This is a genomic window from Actinoplanes missouriensis 431 (genome assembly GCF_000284295.1).
In the GTDB taxonomy this organism is placed as follows: domain Bacteria; phylum Actinomycetota; class Actinomycetes; order Mycobacteriales; family Micromonosporaceae; genus Actinoplanes; species Actinoplanes missouriensis.
Genome location: NC_017093.1, coordinates 4978531 through 4998760 on the forward strand (window position 1 = coordinate 4978531; position 20230 = coordinate 4998760).

19 protein-coding genes are annotated in these 20230 nt (G+C 72.3%); 7 read left to right on the forward strand and 12 right to left on the reverse strand.

Features of this window, described 5'->3' with window-relative positions:
• Window positions 1-53 precede the first annotated feature (53 nt).
• The 5 genes from AMIS_RS23340 to AMIS_RS23360 all read left to right on the forward strand — a co-directional run bounded on the left by AMIS_RS23340 (window position 54) and on the right by AMIS_RS23360 (window position 3888).
• The gene (locus AMIS_RS23340) at window positions 54-587 is read left to right on the forward strand and encodes a GNAT family N-acetyltransferase (protein ID WP_014444857.1); all 534 of its coding nucleotides are present in this window, start codon (window positions 54-56) and stop codon (window positions 585-587) included.
• A gap of 34 nt (window positions 588-621) precedes the next feature.
• Window positions 622-843 carry a hypothetical protein gene (locus AMIS_RS23345; protein ID WP_014444858.1) on the forward strand — a complete coding sequence of 74 codons (222 nt, stop codon included), beginning with the start codon at window positions 622-624 and terminating at the stop codon, window positions 841-843.
• Window positions 844-901: 58 nt separating this feature from the next.
• The gene (locus AMIS_RS23350; protein ID WP_014444859.1) at window positions 902-1906 is read left to right on the forward strand and encodes an aldo/keto reductase; all 1005 of its coding nucleotides are present in this window, start codon (window positions 902-904) and stop codon (window positions 1904-1906) included.
• Between the two features lie 52 nt (window positions 1907-1958).
• Window positions 1959-3164: a coiled-coil domain-containing protein gene (locus tag AMIS_RS23355; RefSeq protein WP_014444860.1), complete on the forward strand. Its 1206-nt coding sequence runs from the start codon at window positions 1959-1961 to the stop codon at window positions 3162-3164.
• 385 nt (window positions 3165-3549) lie between these two features.
• Window positions 3550-3888, forward strand: a complete 339-nt coding sequence (locus AMIS_RS23360; RefSeq protein ID WP_014444861.1) for an RNA polymerase-binding protein RbpA — start codon at window positions 3550-3552, stop codon at window positions 3886-3888.
• Between the two features lie 743 nt (window positions 3889-4631).
• Here the strand turns inward: AMIS_RS23360 and AMIS_RS23365 are convergent.
• From AMIS_RS23365 to kdd, 10 genes are all read right to left on the reverse strand, one after another.
• Window positions 4632-5150: an FxsA family protein gene (locus tag AMIS_RS23365; RefSeq protein WP_014444862.1), complete on the reverse strand. Its 519-nt coding sequence runs from the start codon at window positions 5148-5150 to the stop codon at window positions 4632-4634.
• A 57-nt stretch (window positions 5151-5207) separates the two neighbouring features.
• Entirely contained in the window at window positions 5208-5987 is a 780-nt protein-coding gene (locus AMIS_RS23370; RefSeq protein WP_014444863.1) for a polyprenol monophosphomannose synthase, read from the reverse strand.
• On the reverse strand, window positions 5984-7594 hold the full coding sequence (gene lnt / locus AMIS_RS23375; protein ID WP_014444864.1) for an apolipoprotein N-acyltransferase: 1611 nt from the start codon (window positions 7592-7594) through the stop codon (window positions 5984-5986). Before lnt ends, AMIS_RS23370 begins: the two co-directional genes overlap by 4 nt.
• A 485-nt stretch (window positions 7595-8079) precedes the next feature.
• Window positions 8080-10188: an RNA polymerase recycling motor ATPase HelR gene (gene helR / locus AMIS_RS23380; RefSeq protein ID WP_014444865.1), complete on the reverse strand. Its 2109-nt coding sequence runs from the start codon at window positions 10186-10188 to the stop codon at window positions 8080-8082.
• A 70-nt stretch (window positions 10189-10258) separates the two neighbouring features.
• Window positions 10259-11503 (reverse strand): glutamate mutase L, encoded by a 1245-nt coding sequence (locus AMIS_RS23385; RefSeq protein WP_014444866.1) that lies wholly within the window; start codon window positions 11501-11503, stop codon window positions 10259-10261.
• A complete protein-coding gene (kal, locus tag AMIS_RS23390; RefSeq protein ID WP_014444867.1) occupies window positions 11500-11865 on the reverse strand; it encodes a 3-aminobutyryl-CoA ammonia lyase in 366 nt (121 codons plus the stop codon). The genes AMIS_RS23385 and kal overlap by 4 nt, the downstream gene beginning before the upstream one ends.
• On the reverse strand, window positions 11862-12596 hold the full coding sequence (gene kamE / locus AMIS_RS23395; RefSeq protein WP_014444868.1) for a lysine 5,6-aminomutase subunit beta: 735 nt from the start codon (window positions 12594-12596) through the stop codon (window positions 11862-11864). Before kamE ends, kal begins: the two co-directional genes overlap by 4 nt.
• Window positions 12593-14140: a lysine 5,6-aminomutase subunit alpha gene (gene kamD, locus AMIS_RS23400; protein ID WP_014444869.1), complete on the reverse strand. Its 1548-nt coding sequence runs from the start codon at window positions 14138-14140 to the stop codon at window positions 12593-12595. The genes kamE and kamD overlap by 4 nt, the downstream gene beginning before the upstream one ends.
• A gap of 4 nt (window positions 14141-14144) precedes the next feature.
• On the reverse strand, window positions 14145-15695 hold the full coding sequence (locus AMIS_RS23405) for an amidohydrolase (protein ID WP_041830005.1): 1551 nt from the start codon (window positions 15693-15695) through the stop codon (window positions 14145-14147).
• A gap of 34 nt (window positions 15696-15729) precedes the next feature.
• Window positions 15730-16746, reverse strand: a complete 1017-nt coding sequence (kdd, locus tag AMIS_RS23410; RefSeq protein ID WP_014444871.1) for an L-erythro-3,5-diaminohexanoate dehydrogenase — start codon at window positions 16744-16746, stop codon at window positions 15730-15732.
• A gap of 132 nt (window positions 16747-16878) precedes the next feature.
• Here kdd and AMIS_RS23415 point away from each other — a divergent pair, with 132 nt between their 5' ends.
• Entirely contained in the window at window positions 16879-18231 is a 1353-nt protein-coding gene (locus AMIS_RS23415) for a KamA family radical SAM protein (RefSeq protein WP_014444872.1), read from the forward strand.
• Window positions 18232-18273: 42 nt separating this feature from the next.
• Here the strand turns inward: AMIS_RS23415 and AMIS_RS23420 are convergent, their stop codons facing one another.
• Window positions 18274-18465, reverse strand: coding sequence for a CsbD family protein (locus AMIS_RS23420; RefSeq protein ID WP_014444873.1), 192 nt, complete (start codon window positions 18463-18465; stop codon window positions 18274-18276).
• Window positions 18466-18582: 117 nt separating this feature from the next.
• Here AMIS_RS23420 and AMIS_RS23425 point away from each other — a divergent pair, with 117 nt between their 5' ends.
• Window positions 18583-19299, forward strand: coding sequence for a class I SAM-dependent methyltransferase (locus tag AMIS_RS23425; RefSeq protein ID WP_231859067.1), 717 nt, complete (start codon window positions 18583-18585; stop codon window positions 19297-19299).
• Here AMIS_RS23425 and AMIS_RS23430 read toward each other — a convergent pair.
• Complete coding sequence (locus AMIS_RS23430; protein ID WP_231859068.1) at window positions 19220-20113, reverse strand: EamA family transporter; 894 nt, start codon at window positions 20111-20113, stop codon at window positions 19220-19222. The genes AMIS_RS23425 and AMIS_RS23430 overlap by 80 nt on opposite strands.
• Between the last annotated feature and the right edge of the window lie 117 nt (window positions 20114-20230).

A 20230-nucleotide genomic window follows, 5' to 3' on the forward strand; every position in this document is an offset into this window, starting at 1 on the left:
GGCGGGGACGTTCGTTGTTAACGATCACATTTGCCGGCCGCTAGTCTCCCGCCATGTCCACCGCACCGCAGCCCACCGGGCGCCTCGCCTTCGCCGAGATGACCGCCGCCGACCTTGACGACATGGCCGCCCTGCTCGGCGACCCGGAGATCATGCGCTTCTACCCGCACCCCAAGTCCCGGGCCGAGTCGCTCGCCTGGATCGAGCTGAACCGGACCCGGTACCGCCGGGACGGCTTCGGCCTCTGGACCATCCGCGACCGGGACACCGGCGCGTTCGTCGGCGACTGCGGCCTGACCGTGCAGGAGATCGACGGCGTACCGGAGGTGGAGGTCGGCTATCACGTACGGACGGAACTGCAGGGCCGCGGATACGCCGCCGAGGCGGCGGGTGCGTGCCGCGACCACGCCGTGCGGACCCTCGGTGTCCGTCGCCTGATCGCCATCATCGACCCGGCCAACATCGCGTCCCAGCGGGTCGCCGAGAAGATCGGCCTGCGTCACGAGAAGGACTCCTGGTACCGCGACGGCACCCAGGAGGTACGGGTGTACGCCGCGGGTTTCGGTTCCGGGCAGGGGGGCAGATAGAACAAATCCCCTATTGACGAAGGAGAACCCCCTGATGGCAGGCAACGAGCACGAGGTCAACCGCAGCGCGAAGACCGGCCGCTTCGTCAAGGAGAGCACCGCCCAGCGCTCCCCGGAGAGCACGACCACCGAGAAGGTCGGCGGCAGCTCCGGCAGCGGCGAGCACGAGGTCAACCGCAGCGCGAAGACCGGCCGTTTCGTCACCGAGACGACCACCGAGCTGCACCCCTCGACCACGGAGACGCAGAAGGTCTGACCCGGCCGGCCCGTCGCGTACCGCGCGACGGGCCTCTTCGTACTGAAGAATGGCCGGCATGGATCACAGGTATCTGGGGGCCAGCGGTCTGCTGGTCAGCGAACTCTGTCTGGGCACGATGACGTTCGGCAAGGAAGCCGACGAGCAGACCTCCCACCAGCTGCTGGACCGATACGTCGAAGCGGGCGGCGACTTCGTCGACACCGCCGACGTCTACGGTGGCGGCGCCTCCGAGGAGATCATCGGCCGCTGGCTGGCGAAGCGGAACCGCGACGACCTGGTGATCGCCACCAAGGGATTCTGGGCCACCGGCGGCCGGCCCAACGATCACGGCGCCGGCCGCAAGCACCTGCTCGCCGCGGTGAAGGCCAGCCTGCGCCGGCTCGGCACCGACTACATCGACCTGTACCAGCTGCACTGCTTCGACGAGTCCACCCCGATCGAGGAGACGCTGTCGACCCTCGACGGTCTGGTCCGCGCCGGACTGGTACGCCACCTCGGCGTCAGCAACTACGCCGCCTGGCAGCTGCAGAAGTCGATCGACGTGGCGCGTTTCCGGGGCTGGGAGCCGTTTGTCGCGGCGCAGCCCCTCTACAACCTGATCGACCGTGACGTCGAGCTCGAACTCGTCCCGGTCTGCCGGAACGAGGGCGCCGGCATCCTCCCCTGGTCCCCGCTGCGCGGCGGCTGGCTGACCGGCAAGTACCGGCGCGGCATGACACAGGCGCCGCCGGACACCCGCTGGGAAGGCGACCAGCAGCCGTGGCTCGGGGACTGGGAGAACAGCGTCGACGACCGCACGTGGTCGATCACCGACGCGCTCCTGGCGGTGGCCGAGGAGATCGGGCGGTCGCCGGCCCAGGTGGCGCTCCGGTGGCTGTCCCAGCGTCCCGGCGTGACGGCTCCGATCATCGGGGCGCGGTCGGTGCGGCAGCTCGACGACAATCTGGGCGCGGCGGGCTGGGTCCTCGACGAGAAGAGCGTGGCCCGGCTGACGGCGGCCGGTGACAAGCCGCTGCCGTATCCGCACGGATACCTGGCGCGCTCCCCCCGCTCCCGCTGACCCGGCGCGGCTCGGTGGCAACATCCACTTCGCCTCTTAGGCTGGGGGCGCTATGACTGCTCCCGACGCCGAAACCGAAACCCGCCCCTGCGCGCACTGCGGCCGCCCGGTGCCGCAGCGCGCCTCCGCCGGCCGCCCGTTCCGCTACTGCCGAGACAACGACGGCGAGTGTCAGCGGGCGTCCCGCAACGTGCGGATGCGGCACCGGTCCTCGCCCGGCCTGGCCGGTTCGGTGGCCCGCACCTGGGAGGTCGTCGACCGCCTCGACACCCTGGTCGGCACGCTCACCGAGGCGCTGCACTCGGAGATGTCGCCGGCCGGGGTGGAGCGTCAGGTCGCCGAGGTACGCGCGGAGACGTCCCGTCAGGTGGCGGCCGCCCACGCCGAGCGCGACGACGCCCGCCGGGACGCCGAACAGGCCGCGACGGCGACCGCGGCGGCCCAGCGGATCGCGACGGCGGCGACCGCGGAACGGGACGAGGCTCAGCACCGTGCCGCCGAGGCGCAGCGGTCGGCGGAGGAGGCCGGCCGGCGCGCCGAGGAGGCGGCCACCGCGCGGGACGAGGCGGTGCGCGCGGCGACCGGGGCGGCAGCCCTGCGGGAACGGGCCGAGTCCGAGCGCGACGCCGCCGTGCACGAGCTCGCCGACGTGCGGAAACATCGCGACGCCGCGGAACGGGATCTGGCTGCCGCCCTCAAGGACGCATCAGATTTCCGCCGTACGGCCGAAGCGTCGTCCCGTCGCGCGGAGGAGGAGCTCGCCGCCGCCCGGTCCGCGGCGGCGCGCGCCGAGGAGGAGACCGTCCGGGCGCGGGCCGAGGCCGAGCAGGAGACGGCTCGGGTCCGGGCCGAGGCCGCGGAGCAGACGGCTCGGGTGCGGGCCGATGCCGAACGGGCGCTCGCTCGGGCGGAGGACGCCGCTGCCCGTGCCGTGGCGGCGGAGCGTGACCGGGACGGGTTCGAGAGCGCTGCCCGGGACGCCCTCGCCCGGGAGGCGGCCGTGCAGGCGGAGCTGGCGGGAGTGGTGGCGGAGCGGGACGGGCTGGCCCGTACCCGGGAAGATCTGGAACGGGCCGCGGAGCGTGCGTCGCGCGACCAGGCCGACCTGGAACGCCGGCTGGCGTCAGCCCGGGCGGACGCGGATGCCGCGCAGGAGCGGGTGGCACAGCTGACGTCGCAGGTCAGCGATCTGGCGTCGGCGCTGGCAGCGCTCGGAGCGGCACGTCCGGCGGCTGCCCTGCCGTTGCAGAAACCGTGATGGCGAGATATCTCACCACCAACCAGCTACAGAACGGTTGTCAATGGGCGAAAGCGGACCGCCATTGACTACCAGCCCGCTACCGTGTGGGCACCCGATGGTGACCGTCGAGTGAGTAAATTGCTGATGAACGCGACGGAGTGACCGACATCGCACTACCTGCACTCAACGCAAATTGCCGCAAAGTGGACCAAGGCCCACGGGAACACGGGTTCGATTTGCCGGGTAAGGGCTGAGGGCGGTTACGCTCATAGCGTTAACACCGCCGATACAGGCGGTGGCCGGCGGCAGCCGATATTCCTTCATGCCCGCATGGAGGAATCCCGCGGCCGTCGCTTTCGTTACACGAACGAGAGCAGCACCACGAGCGAGGGGAAAGCCGATCATGGGCGAACGCATGCTGCGCGGCAGCCGTCTTGGCGCAGTCAGCTACGAGTCCGACCGTAACACCGAGCTGGCGCCCCGACAGACCCGTGAGTACCTGTGCGTCAAGGGTCACCAGTTCGAGGTCCCGTTCGCCGTCGACGCCGAGGTGCCCACCACCTGGGAGTGCAAGTTCGACGGCAGTGTCGCCCGGCTGATCGACGGCAGCGAGCCGGAGCAGAAGAAGGCCAAGCCGCCGCGCACGCACTGGGACATGCTGCTCGAGCGGCGCTCCATCGCCGAACTCGAGGACATCCTCAACGAGCGGCTCCAGGAAGTCCGCACCCGCCGCGGGCGGTAGTCACCCAGCAGCACAGTCGTCGGAGGGCCACCCGGTTACCGGGTGGCCCTCCGACGTATGGCCCCGGTCTGCCGCTGACAGCCCGACGCAGGTCCCCGGCAACCACCGGCCCTCCGCCGCATGCCCTGGTTGGCACTGGTCGTCCGCCGTAGGTCCACGGTCCAGGTGATCACCCGACGCACGCGCACGGCGGAAGCGCCCCGAACCGCACCACACGCCTTCCCCCGCCCTCGTCACCCCGCCGACCCACGCCGTCACCCCGCCGGCCCACGCCGTCACCCCGCCGACCCACGCCGTCACCCCGCTGAACCGCGCCGCCATGGGAGCCTGGATTTCCAAGATCTGCTCACCCGCGAGCCGAGCCGTAGCTCCAGCAGGTAACAGGCGCGTTTTAACCGGTCTCAGCTACGGCGCGGGCGGGCGAGCCGTGGCTGAGATCGGAATAGCGGGCTTTTAACCTGCTCTGGCTACGGCTCGGGGCAGGATCGCCTCGATGGACAGTCCGCCATCGCCACGGCACACGCGTGGCGCGCCCTCAGCACGATGAGCCCTCGAAAGCCGCAAGAACGGGGGGGCCGCGCAACATCAGCGCGACCCGCGCGTGGCCCGACGCGGCGCGACACGACGCGACACGCGGCGGCGCGGCGGCGCGGCGGCGCGGCATGAGCGCCACCAACCACGCCTGCGCGGCGTGGGCCACGGCCACGGCGTGGGCGAAGACCCGGGTGCCGCGCGTCCCCGCGTCAGCGGATGATTTCGCCCTCGATGGCCGGCGGCGGTGTGCGCCCCGGACCCTGCTGCTCCTCGTCCACGACCACCACGGTCACCGGCGCGCCCGAGTGCACCCGCACCTTCCGCGGCCCGAACAGATCACTCGTGGCGGCCCCGCCGAGGCTGCGCTCCGCGAACCGCTCGATGCCCCGCCGTGCCAGCACCCGCCCGGGCGGCACGAGCAGGAACACGCCGATCACCCCGCTGAGGAAGCCCGGCATCGTCAGGAGCAGCGCGCCACCGAGCCCGGCCAGCGAATTCGCCACTTCGGCGCCGGGCGGACGGTTCTCCCGCGCCGCCTCCTGGAAGGAGCGCCACCCCTTGATGCCCTCGCGGCGCAGCAGCGCGAACCCGGCCAGCGTGAACACGGCGAGCAGCAGGACCGCCCAGCCGGCGCCGATCGCGTGGGAGACCGCCACGAACACCAGGATTTCGGCGAGCGCCCACAGCGGCACTGCGAGCGGGACGTAAGCCAGCCTGTTTCGGCGCATTCTCGACCTCCGGTGTCACCGGACCCGCGGAACGGGCCCGAGGTCAAGCATGACACCTCACGGCCAGGTCGACCCCTGTCGAGGTTTGCGGCCGAACAGGTTGCGCACGCTCTCGGTACGGGCCTGCGCGCCCCACAACGTGACCCTGAGCAGCTGTTCCTTGAAGATGTTGCCGCTCATCTTGCTGACGCCGTGTTCGCGTTCGGTGAACGTGATCGGCACCTCGATCATGCGGAAGCCCTGACGGTACGACCGCCACGCCATCTCGACCTGGAACGAGTACCCGGTCGACGCGATGGTGCCGACGTCGATCTTGTCGAGGACGCCGATCCGGTACGCCCGGTAGCCGCCCGTGGCGTCCTTGAACGGCATGCCGAGGGCCATCCGGATGTAGATGTTGCCGCCGCGGGACAGCAGCAGCCGGTGCACCGGCCAGTTGTGCACGCTGCCGCCGGGGATGTACCGCGTGCCGAGCACCACGTCGTGGTCGCCGAGCGCGTCGAGCAGCAGGTGCAGCTCCTCGGGGGCGTGCGAGCCGTCGGCGTCCATCTCGACGACCGCGTCGTACCCCTTGTCCTTGGCCCAGGCGAAGCCGGCCTTGTAGGCGGCGCCGAGGCCTTCCTTGCCGGCCCGGTGGAGGACGAAGATGTGGTCATCGGCGAGGGCGAGCTCGTCGGCGATCGCGCCGGTGCCGTCCGGTGAGTTGTCGTCGGCGACCAGGATGTCGACCTCCGGAACCGCCTTACGCACCCGTTCGGTGATCACCCGTACGTTGTCAGCCTCGTTGTACGTTGGGATGATCACGAGGACACGTCCCACGCCGGGGTACTCGCTCACCGTTCCTCCGAGTCAATCTCGCCGTCATTGCCGATGTTCGCACGCCGGCGACGCAGGGGCAGCACGCCGGCGAGGGCAGCAACCGTCAGTGCGACGGCTACCACCTCGGGCCAGTTGCCCGAACGAGTCGCCAGCGTACGCGGTCCGTCCGTGGCGATGTCACGCACCACCACCGCCGCGGTGTTGAAGCCTGTGGCCCCGTGAACACCGCCCTCCCCATCGACAAAACCGGACACACCGACGGTGGAGACCATCAGCGCCTCCCGCCCGTGCTCGACGGCGCGCAGCCGTACCATCGCCAGTTGCTGTAACGCCTCGGCCTCGTTGAAGGTGGCGTTGTTGGTCTGCACGGCGAGCAACTGGGCCCCGCCGGTGACGGTGTCCCGGACGATGCCGTCGTACGCGACCTCGAAGCAGATCACGTCGCCGAGGGTCACCGCGCCTGCGTCGATCACACCGGGGTGGTCGCCGGGGAGCATGTTGCGGACCAGGTCCACCTTGTCGGTGACCATCCGGGCGATCGGGCGCAGCGGCATGTACTCGGCGAACGGCACGGGGTGGCGTTTCGCGTACTGCTGGGCGAGGTCGGGGCCGGTGCCCGGGTTCCAGAGGATGCCGACGTTGTAGATGTCCTCCGGGTCGTCGGTGCGCTGCAGGGTGCCGACCAGGATCGGCGCCTTGATCAGGTCGGCGGCCGCGGAGATCGCGTCGGCGGCGTCGGAGTTGCGCAGCGGGTCGATGTCGCTGGAGTTCTCCGGCCAGACCACCAGGTCGGGCTGTTTCTGCCGGCCGGCGGCCACCTCCCCGGCGAGCCGGCGGGTGGCGTTGACGTGGTTGTCCAGGACGGCGCGGCGCTGGGCGTTGAAGTCGAGGCCGAGGCGGGGCACGTTGCCCTGGACGATGGCGACGGTGGTGGTCGGGCCGGACGGCGGGGTGAGCGGCAGGGCGGCGGGGCCGACCAGGAGCGCCCCGGCGGCGAGGGCGAATCCGGCCAGCGCCCGCGGTCTCGGGACGGACAGGACGAGCGCTACCAGCGCACCGCCCGCCGCCGCGACCACGAAGGTGACGAGCGGCGCTCCCCCGTACGCCGCAAGTTTCAAGGTCGGCGCGTCGCCCTGGCTGAAGGCCAGGCGGCCCCAGGGGAATCCGCCGAAGGGCGCACGGTCGCGCAGCGCCTCCTGAGCGGTCCAGATCAGGCCGGCCAGCAGCGGCCACGTCCAGCGCCACCGGTCCACGAGCGGCGACACCCAGGCGCCCGCCATCCCGGCGAACCCGATGATCACGGCTTGCGCGACGGAGAGCAGCGCCCAGGGCAGCCAGCCGGCGGAGAACGAGGTCCACCAGAGCAGCGGGAAGAACAGCACCGCGCCGGCGACGAAGCCGAGACCGAACCCGGCGCGCAGCCGGCGGCGATGCACGGCCGCGGCGAGCAGCGCGACACCGACCGGCGAGAGCCACCACAGGTCGTAGGGCGGCAGCGCGAACAACAGCGCCGCACCGGCGGCCACCGCCAGCGCCGCGGCGACCGGCAGACGCAGCGGTCGTGGCAGCGCGGGTGCGGGGTCGCCGGGCCCGGGTGAGGCGAGGGCGGGCGGCGGCATCGTCATTTCCACGCTGCGCAGGCTACCGCTAAACCGGTGCTAGCAGCGAAGACGGAGGGGCGCAGCCCGGCTCTGGCTGCGCCCCTGTAGTACATCTGGTGTCGCTGTCCCCGGCCGGTGGGTCCGGTGAGCTTGCGATGACCTTCGGACCGACCCGCCGCGAGCCGGCTGCCCGCGTCGTGCCGTTGTCTACTGGCCATCACCCAGCCCCCGGAGGAGCCACCTGAACGCGGACGGCGCCCGCCCCGCCCCGCGCACCTCCACCCCCTGGACCTGGCTGAACGCGCGACCCCAGCGAGGACTGCGGCCAGTGGGTGGAGGAACGAAACGGATCATGACCGCTCGCCGTGAACAAAGACCTGAAGACGGTACGTCCGGACACCCGTGACCTGTCAACCGGGTCACCCGGCTCCCGGCGTGTCGCGTTCGTCGGCGTGTCATCCCCCGTTTCCCTCCACGAAGTCGGCGAGAAGCCCGGCGAGCGGCCGGAATCAGCTGGTCAGGACGACCAGCCGCTGCGTCGCCCGGGTCATCGCCACATAACGATCAACCGGATCGAATCGCTGCGGGTCGATCAGCACCACGAGATCGAACTCCAGCCCCTTGACCAGCTCGGGGGTGAGCGACCGCACCCGATCCCGCGCGCCGAAAGCAGGGTCCCCGATCACGCACGCGACACCCTCCCGATGCTCCCGCAGGACCTTTTCAAGATCGACGACCTTCCCGTGTACGACCGGAGCCCCGCCCCGCCGGATCGACACCGGCACGTTGGCATCCGGCAGGACGGCCCGGATCACCGGCGCCGCCTCGTCCATCACCTCCTGCGGGGTCCGGTAGTTGATCGTCAGCGCGGCGAGCTCGACCCGCCCGAGACCGACCCGCGCCAGCCGCTCCTGCCACGACTCGGTGAACCGGCGCCGGGCGGCCTGCGCCCGGTCCCCCACGATCGTGAAGCTGCGCGACGGGCAGCGCTGCAGCAGCATCCGCCACTCCGCGTCGGTCAGCTCCTGGGCCTCGTCCACGACGATGTGCGCGTACGGCCCGGCGAACCGCTCCGGCCCCTCGGCGGGCGGCGCGACCAGCCCGTCCGCCAGGTTGTCCCGCAGATCCTGCTGGACCAGCATGGTCATCAGGCCCTCGCCGTCGTCGTGCACGGCCGAGGCGATCAGGTCGTCCACCACCCGGTCCATCTGCTGCCGCCCGGCCGCCGCGTCGGCCTCCTGCCGGCGCTGCCGCGCGGAGAACCCGGTGTCGCCGAGCCGCCGCCGGGCGGCGTCCAGCAGCGGCAGGTCGGCGACCGTCCACGCGGCCGGCTCGGCCCGCTGCAACGCGCGGATCTGATCAGCGCCCAGCCAGGGCGCGCAGCGGCGCAGGTAGGCCGGGACCGACCAGAGATCGGCGATCAGATCGGGCGCCTCCAGCAGCGGCCATGCCCGGTTCAGCGCGGCCCGCAGGTCCCGGCTGCGGCGCAGCTCCGTCTCGCTCAGGTCGTGCCGGTCGGCCAGGATCGCGACGAGCTCCGCCCAGATCTGCTCGCGGGACTCGTTGTGCGGGGTGCCGGGCTCGACGGCCTCGAACGCGGCCGCCCAGTCCCCCGTGGTCACGCCGACGCCGTCGATCGTCGCGGTGGCCGGCGGCTCCTCGTAGAAGCGCACCGCCGCCTCGACCGCGTCCACCATCCGCGCCGACGCCTTGAGCTCGGCCACCGGCGCCGCCTCCGGCCGGGCGTCCGCGCCCTCCGGGACCAGATCGCGCAGGGTGCAGGTCTGCACGTCGTCCTCGCCGAGGCTGGGCAGTACGTCCGACACGTACGCCAGGTACGGCTCGTGCGGCCCGACGAAGAGGACGCCGCCGCGCCGGTTGCCCAGCCGCGGGTCGGAGTAGAGAAGGTACGCGGTGCGGTGCAGGGCCACGACGGTCTTGCCGGTGCCCGGTCCGCCGTCCACGACCAGCGCGCCGCGCGAGCCGGCCCGGATGATCGCGTCCTGGTCGGCCTGGATGGTGCCGAGAACGTCACGCATCCGGGCGGTCCGGGCGCCGCCGAGGCTGGCGAGGAACGCCGACTGGTCGTCCAGGGCGGCCGCGTGCCCGGCGAAGCCGTCCGCGTCGAACACCTCGTCCCAGTAGTCCGTGATCCGCCCGTCCGACCAGCGGTACCGCCGCCGGAACACCAGCCCCATCGGGTTGGCGTGGGTCGCGCCGAAGAACGGCTCGGCGGCCGGCGACCGCCAGTCGAGCAGCAGCCGGTTGCCGTTGTCGTCGGTGAGCCCGCGCCGGCCGATGTAGACCGGCTCCGCCCCGTCGCCGGCGACCATCCGCCCGAGGCAGAGGTCGGCGCCGTACCGGCGCAGCAGCCGCAGCCGCGACGCCAGCCGGCGCACCTCCTCGTCCCGGTCGACCGCCTGCCGGCCCCGGCCCGCGGGCGCCCGGCGCGCCGCCTCCAGCCGGGCGTCGAGCTCGCGGGTCGAGCGCTCCAGGCTCTCCGCGATCGCCGCGAAGTGCTTCTCGTCCTCGGCGATCAGGTCCGGGTCGGCTTTCGCCGCCAGCTTCCGCGGCAGGTCGAACATCGTCGTACGCACGCTTCCGAGACTCCCCATCATCGCCACCTCACACGCCCTGAGCAGCGATTCTGCGCCTCGTACCGGGTCTTGCGGCAAGACCCGGTCTCTGCTATACGTTGAAAGTGGCGGAGAGCAGCGCCGCCACCGTCTCCGGGTGCTCCGCCGTCAGCAGCCCGGCCGCCGCGAGGACGTATTCCGCGTCGACCACCGTGCGGGCCCGCTCCGGCACCGCCCATCCCCCGGCCAGATCGCCGAGGACCGCGCTCAGCACCCGCTCGCCGCCGCCATGCCGCAGCACACCCCCGGAACCGACCACGAGCCGCACGTCGCGCAGATCGCGGCCGCCGGTGCGCGGCTGTCCCGGACCCGGCGTGTGCCCGCGCGCGTGCCGCCGCAACCCGATCACCGCCGCCGCGGCCGCCAGCTCCCGGTCACCCGACGGCGGGGCGAGCTTCTCGGCGACGGCGGCCGCGCGGGTGCCGTCCGCGCCGACGGCCACCCCCAGGTCGCCCTCGACCGTCCGGGCCCGCCACAGCGTCCCGGCCACGTCCCGGCGCGGACCGGACTCGCTCTCCGCATCCGGGACCAGCGCCGAGTACACGTCCGTGGTCGCGCCGCCGACGTCGACGACCAGAACCCCGTAACCGGTCAGGTCGGCGAGCGACTCCACCCCGGCCAGCACCGCGTCCGGCGTCGCGCAGCGCACCAGCGCGCCGAAGCGCCGCCCCTTCGACAGCCGCTTGCCGCCGATCACGTGCCGCAGGAACACGTCCCGGATCGCCGCGCGGGCCGGCAGCGGGTCGAGCACGCCGATCCGCGGCAGCACGTTGCCGGTCCCGGTGACCGGCACCCCGCGCCCTGCCAGCAGCGCGACCGCCTCCGGCCGGGCGTCCGCGTTGCCGGCCACCACGACCGGCACCCGGAACCGGGCGTTCGCCAGCCGCCGGGCGTTGTGCAGCAGGGTCGCCGCGTCACCGCCGTCGGTGCCGCCGACCAGCAGCACCACGTCCGGGCGGGCGGCGCGCACCGCGGACACGCCCGTCCCGCTGAGCGGCCCGGCGGCGACGTGCACCACCTGGGCGCCGGCCGACAGTCCGACACGGTGGCCGGCCTCGGCGGTGACCAGCGACTCGTACCCGATGACCGCCAGCCTCAGCCCCCCGCCCGCGGAGGAGCAGACGAGGAGCTCGTCGCCGCCGCCCACGGCCGCGACGGCCGCGTCCAGCCCCGCCAGGACGTCGGATCGCGCGGTGGTCGGCACCTCGGCCCGGCGGATCAGTCGCCCTCCGACGAGGTCGATCCTGGCGGCTTTCGTGTACGTGGACCCGACGTCGACGCAGACGACGGCCGTCACGGCGTGGCCGGCACGACGACCGTCCCCACCGCCGTGACGGCGACGATCGGCTCCGCCAGCACCTGCGCCGACGACCCGCCGGTCCCCCGGCAGACGACCGTGGAGGTGAACTCGATGCGCCGCGACCGGGTGCCCATGTGCACCACCGTCGCGGTCACCTCGAGCACGTCACCGGCCTGCACCGGCGCCCTGAACTGCACGTCGGAGTAGGACGCGAACAGCCCCTCGTCACCGTCGAGCCGGATGCAGACCTCGGTGGCGACGTCCCCGAACAGGCCGAGCGAGTACGCCCCGTCGACCAGGTTCCCGGCGTAGTGGGCGTGCGCGTACGGCACGTAGCGCCGATGCGTGACAGTGATCAATTCCGGCTCCCCAGAACGGCGTGGACCAGGTAGGACGCGACCTCGCGCGGTGTGGTACCCCGGCCGAAGATCCGGTCGACGCCGAGCTCGGAGGTCATCAGCTCGTCGAACCGCGGGCCACCGACGATCAGCAGCGGCCGTTTCCCGGCCGGCATCGCCTCACGGAACGCGGCGGACATCGCCCGGGTGTTCTGCAGGTGCGCGTCGCGCTGGGTGACGACCTGCGACACCAGCACGGCGTCCGCCCTGCGTTCCCGGGCGGTCTCCACCAGATCGGGTACGGAGACCTGCGCGCCCATGTTCGTCACGGACAGCTCGGAGTAGTACTCCAGGCCCTTCTCCCCCGCGATCCCCTTGAGGTTCAGGATGGCGTCGATCCCGACCGTGTGCGCGTCGGTCCCGATGCACGCGCCCACCACGTTCAGCGGCCGCCGCAGCACCCGCTTGATCGCCGCGTTCACCTCTTTCGGGCTGAGCAGCGGGAAGTCCCGCTCGACCACCTGCACGGCGTCGGTGTCGACGAGATGGCTCACCTTGCCGTAGACGACGAAGAACGTGTACCCGTCGCCCATCGCCTTGGCGTGCACCAGCATCGCCGGGTCCATCCCCATCTTCCCGGCGAGCTGCAGGGCGGCCCCCTCGGCCCGCTTGTCGTGCGGAATCGGCAGCGTGAACGACAGCTGCACCATCCCGTCCCCGGTGGTGTCCCCGTACGGCCGGACGATGCTCACTGCAGGACCTCCGTCACCGGGTTGTAGTAGCCGTCCTCCTGGCGCGCGACGCCGTCGAGGCCCTTGCCGCGGTCGGCCGGGCGTTTCATGATGCCGAACGTGCCGTCGGCGATCGCGTCGAGCAGGGTGTCGTCGACGATGCGGTCGAGCAGCTCGATGGCCTCGGCGAGGACCTGGTTCGCGCGGCCCCGGATGAACGGGCCGGGCGTGAAGTCCTCGTGCAGGTTGCCGGCCCCGTTGAGCACGTAACGGACGTTCTGCAGCGCGATGTCGCGGTCGGAGAGCCAGGGCGTCACCACCGCCTCGGTCATCATGCCGACGAGCAGGATGCCCTGGCCGGTGAGGGCGCCGGCCAGGTTGAAGAAGCCGTCCAGCAGGTTGCCGCGGAAGACGTCGCCGGTCATGTGCTTGGTCGGCGGCATCCACTTCAGCGGCGCGTCGGGGAACAGCTCGCGGGCGAGCAGCGCGTGTGCCAGTTCCAGCCGGAACGAGTCGGGCAGATCCGGATTTATCTCGAAGGCGTGGCCGAGCCCCAGCTGCCAGTCCGCCAGCCCCGCCTCGTGCGCGAAGAACTCGTTGAGCAGCTGCGACACCGTCACGGTGTGGGCGGCCTCCACCGCGTCCGCCGTCGTCAGGTAGTTGTCCTCGCCGGTGTTGATGATGATCCCGGCGCGGGCGTGCACCTGACGGGAGAACCGCTGGTCGACGAAGGTGCGGATCGGGTTGATGTCGCGGAACAGGATCCCGTACATGGAGTCGTTGAGCATCATGTCGAGGCGTTCCATGCCGGCCATCACGGCCATCTCCGGCATGCACAGCCCGGACGCGTAGTTCGTCAGCCGGATGTAGCGGCCCAGCTCGCGGGAGGTCTCGTCGAGCGCCGCCCGCATCAGCCGGAAGTTCTCCTGGGTGGCGTAGGTGCCGGCGAACCCCTCCCGGGTGGCGCCCTCGGGCACGTAGTCGAGCAGCGACTGCCCGGTCGAGCGGATCACCGCGATCACGTCGGCGCCGGCCCGCGCCGCCGCCTGGGCCTGCGGGATGTCCTCGTAGATGTCGCCGGTCGCGACGATCAGATAGATCCAGGGCCGCCGCTCCGGGTCGCCGTGCCGGGCGATCATCCGGTCCCGGGCGGCCCGCTGCCGGTCGACCACCGTGAGGCCGGCGCGCGCCGCCCGGGCCGCGGCCCGCCGCGCCGAAGTGACCTCCGCCTTGCGGTCGGGCAGGGTGAACCGGACCGAGCCGGCGGCGGCCTTCTGCGCCAGCGTGGTGAGATCGCCGGCGCCCGCCGACGCCAAGGCGTGGAAAACCGGAACCGCCACCCCGTGGCCCAGGCCGACGTCCGCGCGGACCGCGTCCACCAGGCGGTTCACCCAGGGGATGCCGTCCGGGTCGGCGCCGGTCACCCCGGCCAGGCGCAGCACCGCCCGCTCCACCGACACGGTGGTGTGCGATCGCGCCAGGTCGACGACGGGCTGCCCGGCCCGCGCCGCCAGGGCCCGTGCCCGCGCCACGATGCGCGGGTCGAGATCCAGTTTTCCGGCCACTCGTCTACTCCTCGAAAATCGTCTCGCCGTGCAGCACCGTGCGCCGGCACACCGGCCGCGCCGGCGTCACGCCCTCGATGTCCGGCAGCAGCGCCGGAAGCCCGTCCTGGACGCCGCCCGGCGTCTCCCACACCGCGAAGGTCGCCGAGTGCCCGGGGGCGAGCACCCCGACCCGGTCGGTGATCCCGGCCGCCCGCCAGCCGCCGCGGGTGCTGGCCGCGAACGCGGACCGCACGCTCATCCGGTAGACCGGGTTGCGCGGGGCGGCCGCGGCGACCACCGTCGCCCACGGGTCGAGCGGCGTGACCGGCGAGTCCGAACCGAACGCCAGGGTCACGCCCGTCGCGTGCATCGCGCCGATCGGGTTGGTGGCCATCGCCCGCTCCACGCCGAGGCGCTGCGCGTACATCCGGTCCGGCCCGCCCCAGAGCGCGTCGAAGATCGGCTGCACCGAGGCGATCGCCCCGAACTCGACCATCCGGGCGATCATCGCCTTGTCGATCAGCTCGACGTGCTCGATGCGATGGTGGCCCTCGCGCAGCCGGTCCACGCCGACCTGCTTGGCGGCGAGCGCGAACCCCTCCAGGACGGTCCCGATGGCGGCGTCGCCGATCGCGTGGAACCCGCCCTGGAAACCGACCCGCACGCAGTCCAGCAGGTGCTCGGCGACCTGGTCGGCGGTGAGGAAGGCCTCGCCGCAGCCGTGGTCGCCGTCGGCGTACGCGTGGCGCACCGAGGCGGTCCGGGAGCCGAACGCGCCGTCCGCGTAGAGGTCGCCGCCCGCGCCGTGCGCGCCCAGCTCCCGGGCCTTGTCGGCGCCGCCCAGCTCACCCCAGTAGCCGTACACCTTCGGCAGGCCGCGGCCGGAGAGGGCGAGCACCGAGGCGAAGTCGGCCTCGCTGGACGTGCCGGGGCCGCCGCACTCGTGCACGGCCGCGATGCCCAGCTCGGCGGCGCGGGACAGGGCCGTCGCCTGCGCCGCGGTCCGCTGACCGGCGGTGAGCGAGCCGAGCGCGACCGCGCGTACCGCGTGGTGTGCCTGCTCCCGCACCCAGCCGGACTCGTCGTATCCCTCGACGCCGGCGGCGGCCGGCAGCAGCGACGACGACACCAGCGCCGAGTGCACCGACGCCTGCGTCAGGTAGACGCGCCGGCCACCCGCGGCCCGCTCCAGCTCGGCCGCGGCCGGCGGGGTCTGCTCGGCCCAGGTCGACTCGTCCCATCCGTGCCCGTGCACCACCGCGCCGGCCGGCCGGTCCGCCGCGAACGCCGCCACCGCGTCGAGCAGTTCGCCCGCCGAGCGCACCCCCGACAGGTCGAGGCTGTCGAACGCCAGGCCGGTGTCGGTGGCGTGCAGGTGCGCGTCCACGAACGCCGGGGTGATCAGCGCGCCGGCCAGGTCGACGGTGCGGTCGGCGGCGGGCGCGTCGGCGGTGTCGCCGAGCCACGCGATCGACGATCCGCGGACCAGCATCGCGGTGGCGCGCGGGTCGGCGGCGGAGTAGATGCGGCCGTTGGTGTAACGGACGGAGGGAGTCTTGACGTGGTTTTGCATCGGTTTTCCGCCGCGGGGAAGCTCTGTCATGGGATCAGTCTCCCGCGATCCTCGCCTCGAACAGTGCCCGCACCTCCGGCACACGCCGCAGCAGTCCGACCGCGAACTCGGCGTGCCCCGGCACGTACCCGTTCCCGATCAGCATCGTCACGTCCGCGGCGAGTCCCTCGGCGCCGAGCGCGGCCGCCGGGAAGCTGGTCGCCATCGAGAAGAAGATCACGGTTCCGCCGGGTGCGGTGGCCAGGATCGCGCCGTGCTCGCAACCGGGCACGTCCACGCAGACCACGGTGATGTCGGCGGGCTCGCCGACCGCCGCGGCGACGGCGACCGGGTCGCGGGCGTCGGCGATCGCGATCTCGTCGGCGAGTCCGGCCGCGAGCAGCGCGTCACGCTCGGCCGCGGAGACCACCACGGCCCGGGTACGCGCCCCCGCCGCCCGCGCCGCCGCCAGCGTGAGCGACCCGCTCTTGCCGGCGCCGCCGAGGACCGCCACCGTGACCGGCCGGCCGTAGCCCCGGATCACGCGGTCGGTGAGCGCCGGCGCCCCGCAGACGTCGTAGACGGCGAGCGCCAGCTCCGGCGGCAGGTCGTCGGGGAGCACCCCGACGATCGAGCGGCCGAAGAGGATCGCGGTGCCCTCGGCCGGCACCTGCTCGCTCAGCCCGTCCCACCCGGCCAGGCCGTCGGTGATCCGCAGCGGGGTGAGCGTCAGCGACACCAGCGTGGCGACCAGGTCACCGGGCTTGACGGGCAGCGGCGAGCCGGGCCCGACCTCGTCGACCACGCCGATCAGCATGCCGCCGGAGCCGGTGACCGGGTTGTGCATCTTGCCGCGCGTCGCGACGATCTCGCACACCTCGGCACGGATCGCGGCGCCGTCGCCGGCGTGCTTCTCGGCCAGCTGCCGGTAGCTCGCGGCGTCGAGGTTGAGCCGGCGCACCCGGATCCGCACCTCGTCCGGGCCGATCTCGGGTGAGGCGTCCAGCCGCCAGGCCGCCTGGGGCAGCACGCCAGCCGGTTCGAGCACCCGGCCCAGTCCGACAGATCCCATCCCCGACACCCTCCTCGCGTGAAACAATCGTCCCGAAACCCTGCCTGACCGTAAATCCTCCGTCAACATGGTTACTAGACCGGAGATTATCCGTTAGCGTGGTGGGCCAGCCGACGACGCCTGGGAGGACCCGTGCTGGAAGTGGGACAGCCCTACGAGTACCGCCGACGCGAGCTCGTCGAGCCGGATTGGACACGGTTCCCCGGGTGGCGTGACGTCACGCCGGACCAGTGGGCCTCCGCCCAGTGGCAGCGGGTGAACTGCGTGAAGAACGCGAAGCAGCTGCGTGCCGTCATGGGCGACCTGCTCGACGAGACGTTCTACGCGGACCTGGAGACCGACCAGCAGCGCCTGGCCACCATGTCGATGCTGCTGCCGCCGCAGATGATCAACACGATGGTCCCGGACCAGGTGCCGGACACCGCCACGTTCTACGCCGATCCGGTCCGGCGGTACATGCTCCCGGTCGCCACCGACCGCCAGCTCGACTGGCCGTCACACCCGCACGCCACCCGCGACTCCCTGCACGAGCACGACATGTGGGTCGCCGAGGGCCTCACCCATCGGTACCCGACGAAGGTCCTCGCCGAGCTGCTCAGCACCTGCCCGCAGTACTGCGGGCACTGCACCCGGATGGACCTGGTCGGCAACAGCACCCCGACGGTCAGCAAACTGCGGCTGCTGGAGAAACCGGTCGACCGCTACGCGGCCCACCTCGACTACCTGAAGAACCACCCCGGCGTACGGGACGTGGTCGTCTCCGGCGGCGACGTGGCGAACGTGCCGTGGAAACAGCTCGAGGCGTACCTGATGGGTCTGCTCTCGGTGCCGACGGTCCGCGACATCCGGCTCGCCACCAAGGCGCTGATGGGCCTGCCTCAGCACTGGCTGCAGGACGACGTCGTGGAGGGCATGCACCGGGTCGCCGTGACCGCCGAGCGCCGCGGCGTCAACCTGGCCGTGCACACCCACGTCAACCACGTGAACTCGCTGACCCCGCTGGTCGCGAAGGCCACCCGGACCCTGCTCGAGGTGGGCGTGCGCGACGTGCGCAACCAGGGCGTGCTGATGCGCGGCGTCAACGCCACCGCCCCGGACCTGCTCGACCTCTGCTTCGCGCTGCAGGGCGAGGCCGGGATCCTGCCGTACTACTTCTACATGTGCGACATGATCCCGAACGCGGAGCACTGGCGGGTCCCGGTCTGGCACGCCCAGCAGCTCCAGCACGACCTGATGGGCTACCTGCCTGGTTACGCCACGCCGCGGATCGTCTGCGACGTCCCGTTCGTCGGCAAGCGCTGGGTGCACATGGTCGCCGACTACGACCGCGAGCACGGCATCTCCTACTGGACCAAGAACTACCGCACGTCGATCGAGGCGGACGACAGCGAGGCGCTCTCGAAGCAGTACGCGTACTACGACCCGATCGACACACTCCCCCGCTCCGGCCAGGACTGGTGGCGCAAGCAGCAGCAGGCGGCATGACGAAGGGCCCGGCACGAGCCGGGCCCTTCACCTGTGGAACGGTCAGCTGAAGGCGTCGCGGACGTCGCGGCCCGCGTCCTTGACGTGCTCGCCGGCCTGCTTGGCGTGGGCGGCCGTCTCCTGGGCCTGGCCCTCGGCGTAGAGGCGCTCGTTGTCGGTCGCCTCGCCGACGCCCTGCTTCGCCTTGCCGGTCAGCTCCTCGGCCTTGTTCTTGACCTTGTCGGTGAAGCTCATCGAAACCCTCCTTGGTCGTGCCTTCGGGGAGTTTCGTGCCCGGCTTGTGGCGCTTTCAAACCAGATCGCACATGGGGTACGCCGTGACGACGCCTCGATCCAGATAAGATCATCAACATGATGGATCCTCGGGCCGGCTCGTTCGGGACGGCCGCTGATGCTTATGAGCGCGGGCGTCCCCCGTACCCGGGGAAGGCTCTTGATTGGCTCCTGCCCGGCGGCGAACCGCGGGTGCTGGACCTCGGCGCCGGCACCGGCAAGCTGAGCCGGCTGGTTCGCGAGCGCGGCCTCGACGTCACGGCCGTCGATCCGTCCGAGGGCATGCTGGCCGAGCTGCGGCGGGTGCTGCCGGACGTTCCGGCGCTGCTGGGCAGCGCCGAGAGCATCCCGCTGCCGGACCGGTCGGCCGACGTCGTGCTCGTGGCGCAGGCCTGGCACTGGGTGGACACGGCACGGGCGCTGCCGGAGATCGCGCGGGTGCTGACGCCGGGCGGCCGGCTCGGGCTGATCTGGAACGTGCGCGACGAGCGGTCCGACTGGGTGCGCCGGCTGGGGACGATCATCGGAAGCGCCGAGGAGGGCCGGGAACCGCGGATGGGTCCGCCGTTCGGGCCGGTGGAGACGACCGAGTTCGAGTGGGCGCACACGATCGCGGCGGACGCGCTGCTGGACATGGTGGCGTCCCGCAGCCGCATCATCCTGTTGCCGGCCGACGAGCGCGCGGCGGTGCTGGCGCAGGTGCGGCAGCTCATCGCTACGCATCCTGAGCTGCTGGGACGGGCGTCCTACGAGCTGCCGTACGTGACCGAGTGCGCGCGGGCGACGCTCCTCTGACCGCACCCATCCCGGCCGCGACGACCAAGGCGATCGCCAGGCACTCCAGCACGGCGAGATCCTGGCCGAGCAGCAGGAACCCGGCGAGCGCGGCGACCGCCGGGCCGAGGCTCATCAGCACCGCGAACGTGGTCGTCGGCATCCGGCGCAGTGCCAGCATCTCGCAGGTGTAGGGCAGCACCGACGCGAGCACCGCCACCACCGCGCCGATCGCCACGACGCGCGGGTCGAGCAGCGTGGTCCCGGCCTCCGCGATCCCGGACGGCAGCATGATCACGGCGGTGGCGGCGACCGCGAGCGCCAGGCCGTCGGCCTTGTGGAAACGGTGGCCGACGCGGGCGCTGAGCACGATGTAGGCGGCCCACATCACCGCCGCGCCCAGCGCGAAGACGACCCCGGCCACATCGAGGCGGCCCAGACCGGACCGGCCCAGCAGCGCGACGCCGGCCAGCGCCAGGCCGGCCCAGAGCCAGCCCTGCCGGCTCCGGGCGGTGATCACCGAGAGGGTGAGCGGGCCGAGCACCTCGAGGGTGACCGCCGTGCCCATCGGGATCCGGTCGATCGCGTGGTAGAAGAGCGTGTTGAGCCCGGCGAGCGCCACCCCGAACGCGCCGATCGACAGCCAGTCCCCGGAGTCGTACCCGCGGACCCTCGGGCGGCAGACCGCGAGCAGGATCAGCGCGGCGATCGTCAGGCGCAGCGCCACCACGCCGTGCACCCCGGCGGCCGGGAAGAGCCGCGCGGCGACGGCGCCGCCGAACTGCAGGGACACCACGCTCGCCAGGACCAGGGCGGGACCGCTTCTCGTTCGCACGGCGGTCACGTTTCCAGCAGGGACGCTGTGCTGTGAAATGCCGGTTTCCCGGCCGTTATGCTCTGAAGTTATGACCGTCTCCCTCGCGGGCTCGCGCTCCTCTTACGGCTCGCGCTC

Bases quoted from the DNA above. Each gene is read 5' to 3' on its own strand.
- AMIS_RS23345 (WP_014444858.1), top strand. From the start codon at position 622: ATGGCAGGCAACGAGCACGAGGTCAACCGCAGCGCGAAGACCGGCCGC.
- AMIS_RS23425 (WP_231859067.1), top strand. From the start codon at position 18,583: ATGATGGATCCTCGGGCCGGCTCGTTCGGGACGGCCGCTGATGCTTAT.
- helR (WP_014444865.1), bottom strand. From the start codon at position 10,188: ATGATGGGGAGTCTCGGAAGCGTGCGTACGACGATGTTCGACCTGCCG.
- lnt (WP_014444864.1), bottom strand. From the start codon at position 7,594: ATGACGATGCCGCCGCCCGCCCTCGCCTCACCCGGGCCCGGCGACCCC.
- AMIS_RS23340 (WP_014444857.1), top strand. From the start codon at position 54: ATGTCCACCGCACCGCAGCCCACCGGGCGCCTCGCCTTCGCCGAGATG.
- AMIS_RS23365 (WP_014444862.1), bottom strand. From the start codon at position 5,150: ATGCGCCGAAACAGGCTGGCTTACGTCCCGCTCGCAGTGCCGCTGTGG.
- AMIS_RS23405 (WP_041830005.1), bottom strand. From the start codon at position 15,695: ATGCAAAACCACGTCAAGACTCCCTCCGTCCGTTACACCAACGGCCGC.
- AMIS_RS23355 (WP_014444860.1), top strand. From the start codon at position 1,959: ATGACTGCTCCCGACGCCGAAACCGAAACCCGCCCCTGCGCGCACTGC.
- AMIS_RS23420 (WP_014444873.1), bottom strand. From the start codon at position 18,465: ATGAGCTTCACCGACAAGGTCAAGAACAAGGCCGAGGAGCTGACCGGC.
- AMIS_RS23350 (WP_014444859.1), top strand. From the start codon at position 902: ATGGATCACAGGTATCTGGGGGCCAGCGGTCTGCTGGTCAGCGAACTC.
- AMIS_RS23360 (WP_014444861.1), top strand. From the start codon at position 3,550: ATGGGCGAACGCATGCTGCGCGGCAGCCGTCTTGGCGCAGTCAGCTAC.
- kdd (WP_014444871.1), bottom strand. From the start codon at position 16,746: ATGGGATCTGTCGGACTGGGCCGGGTGCTCGAACCGGCTGGCGTGCTG.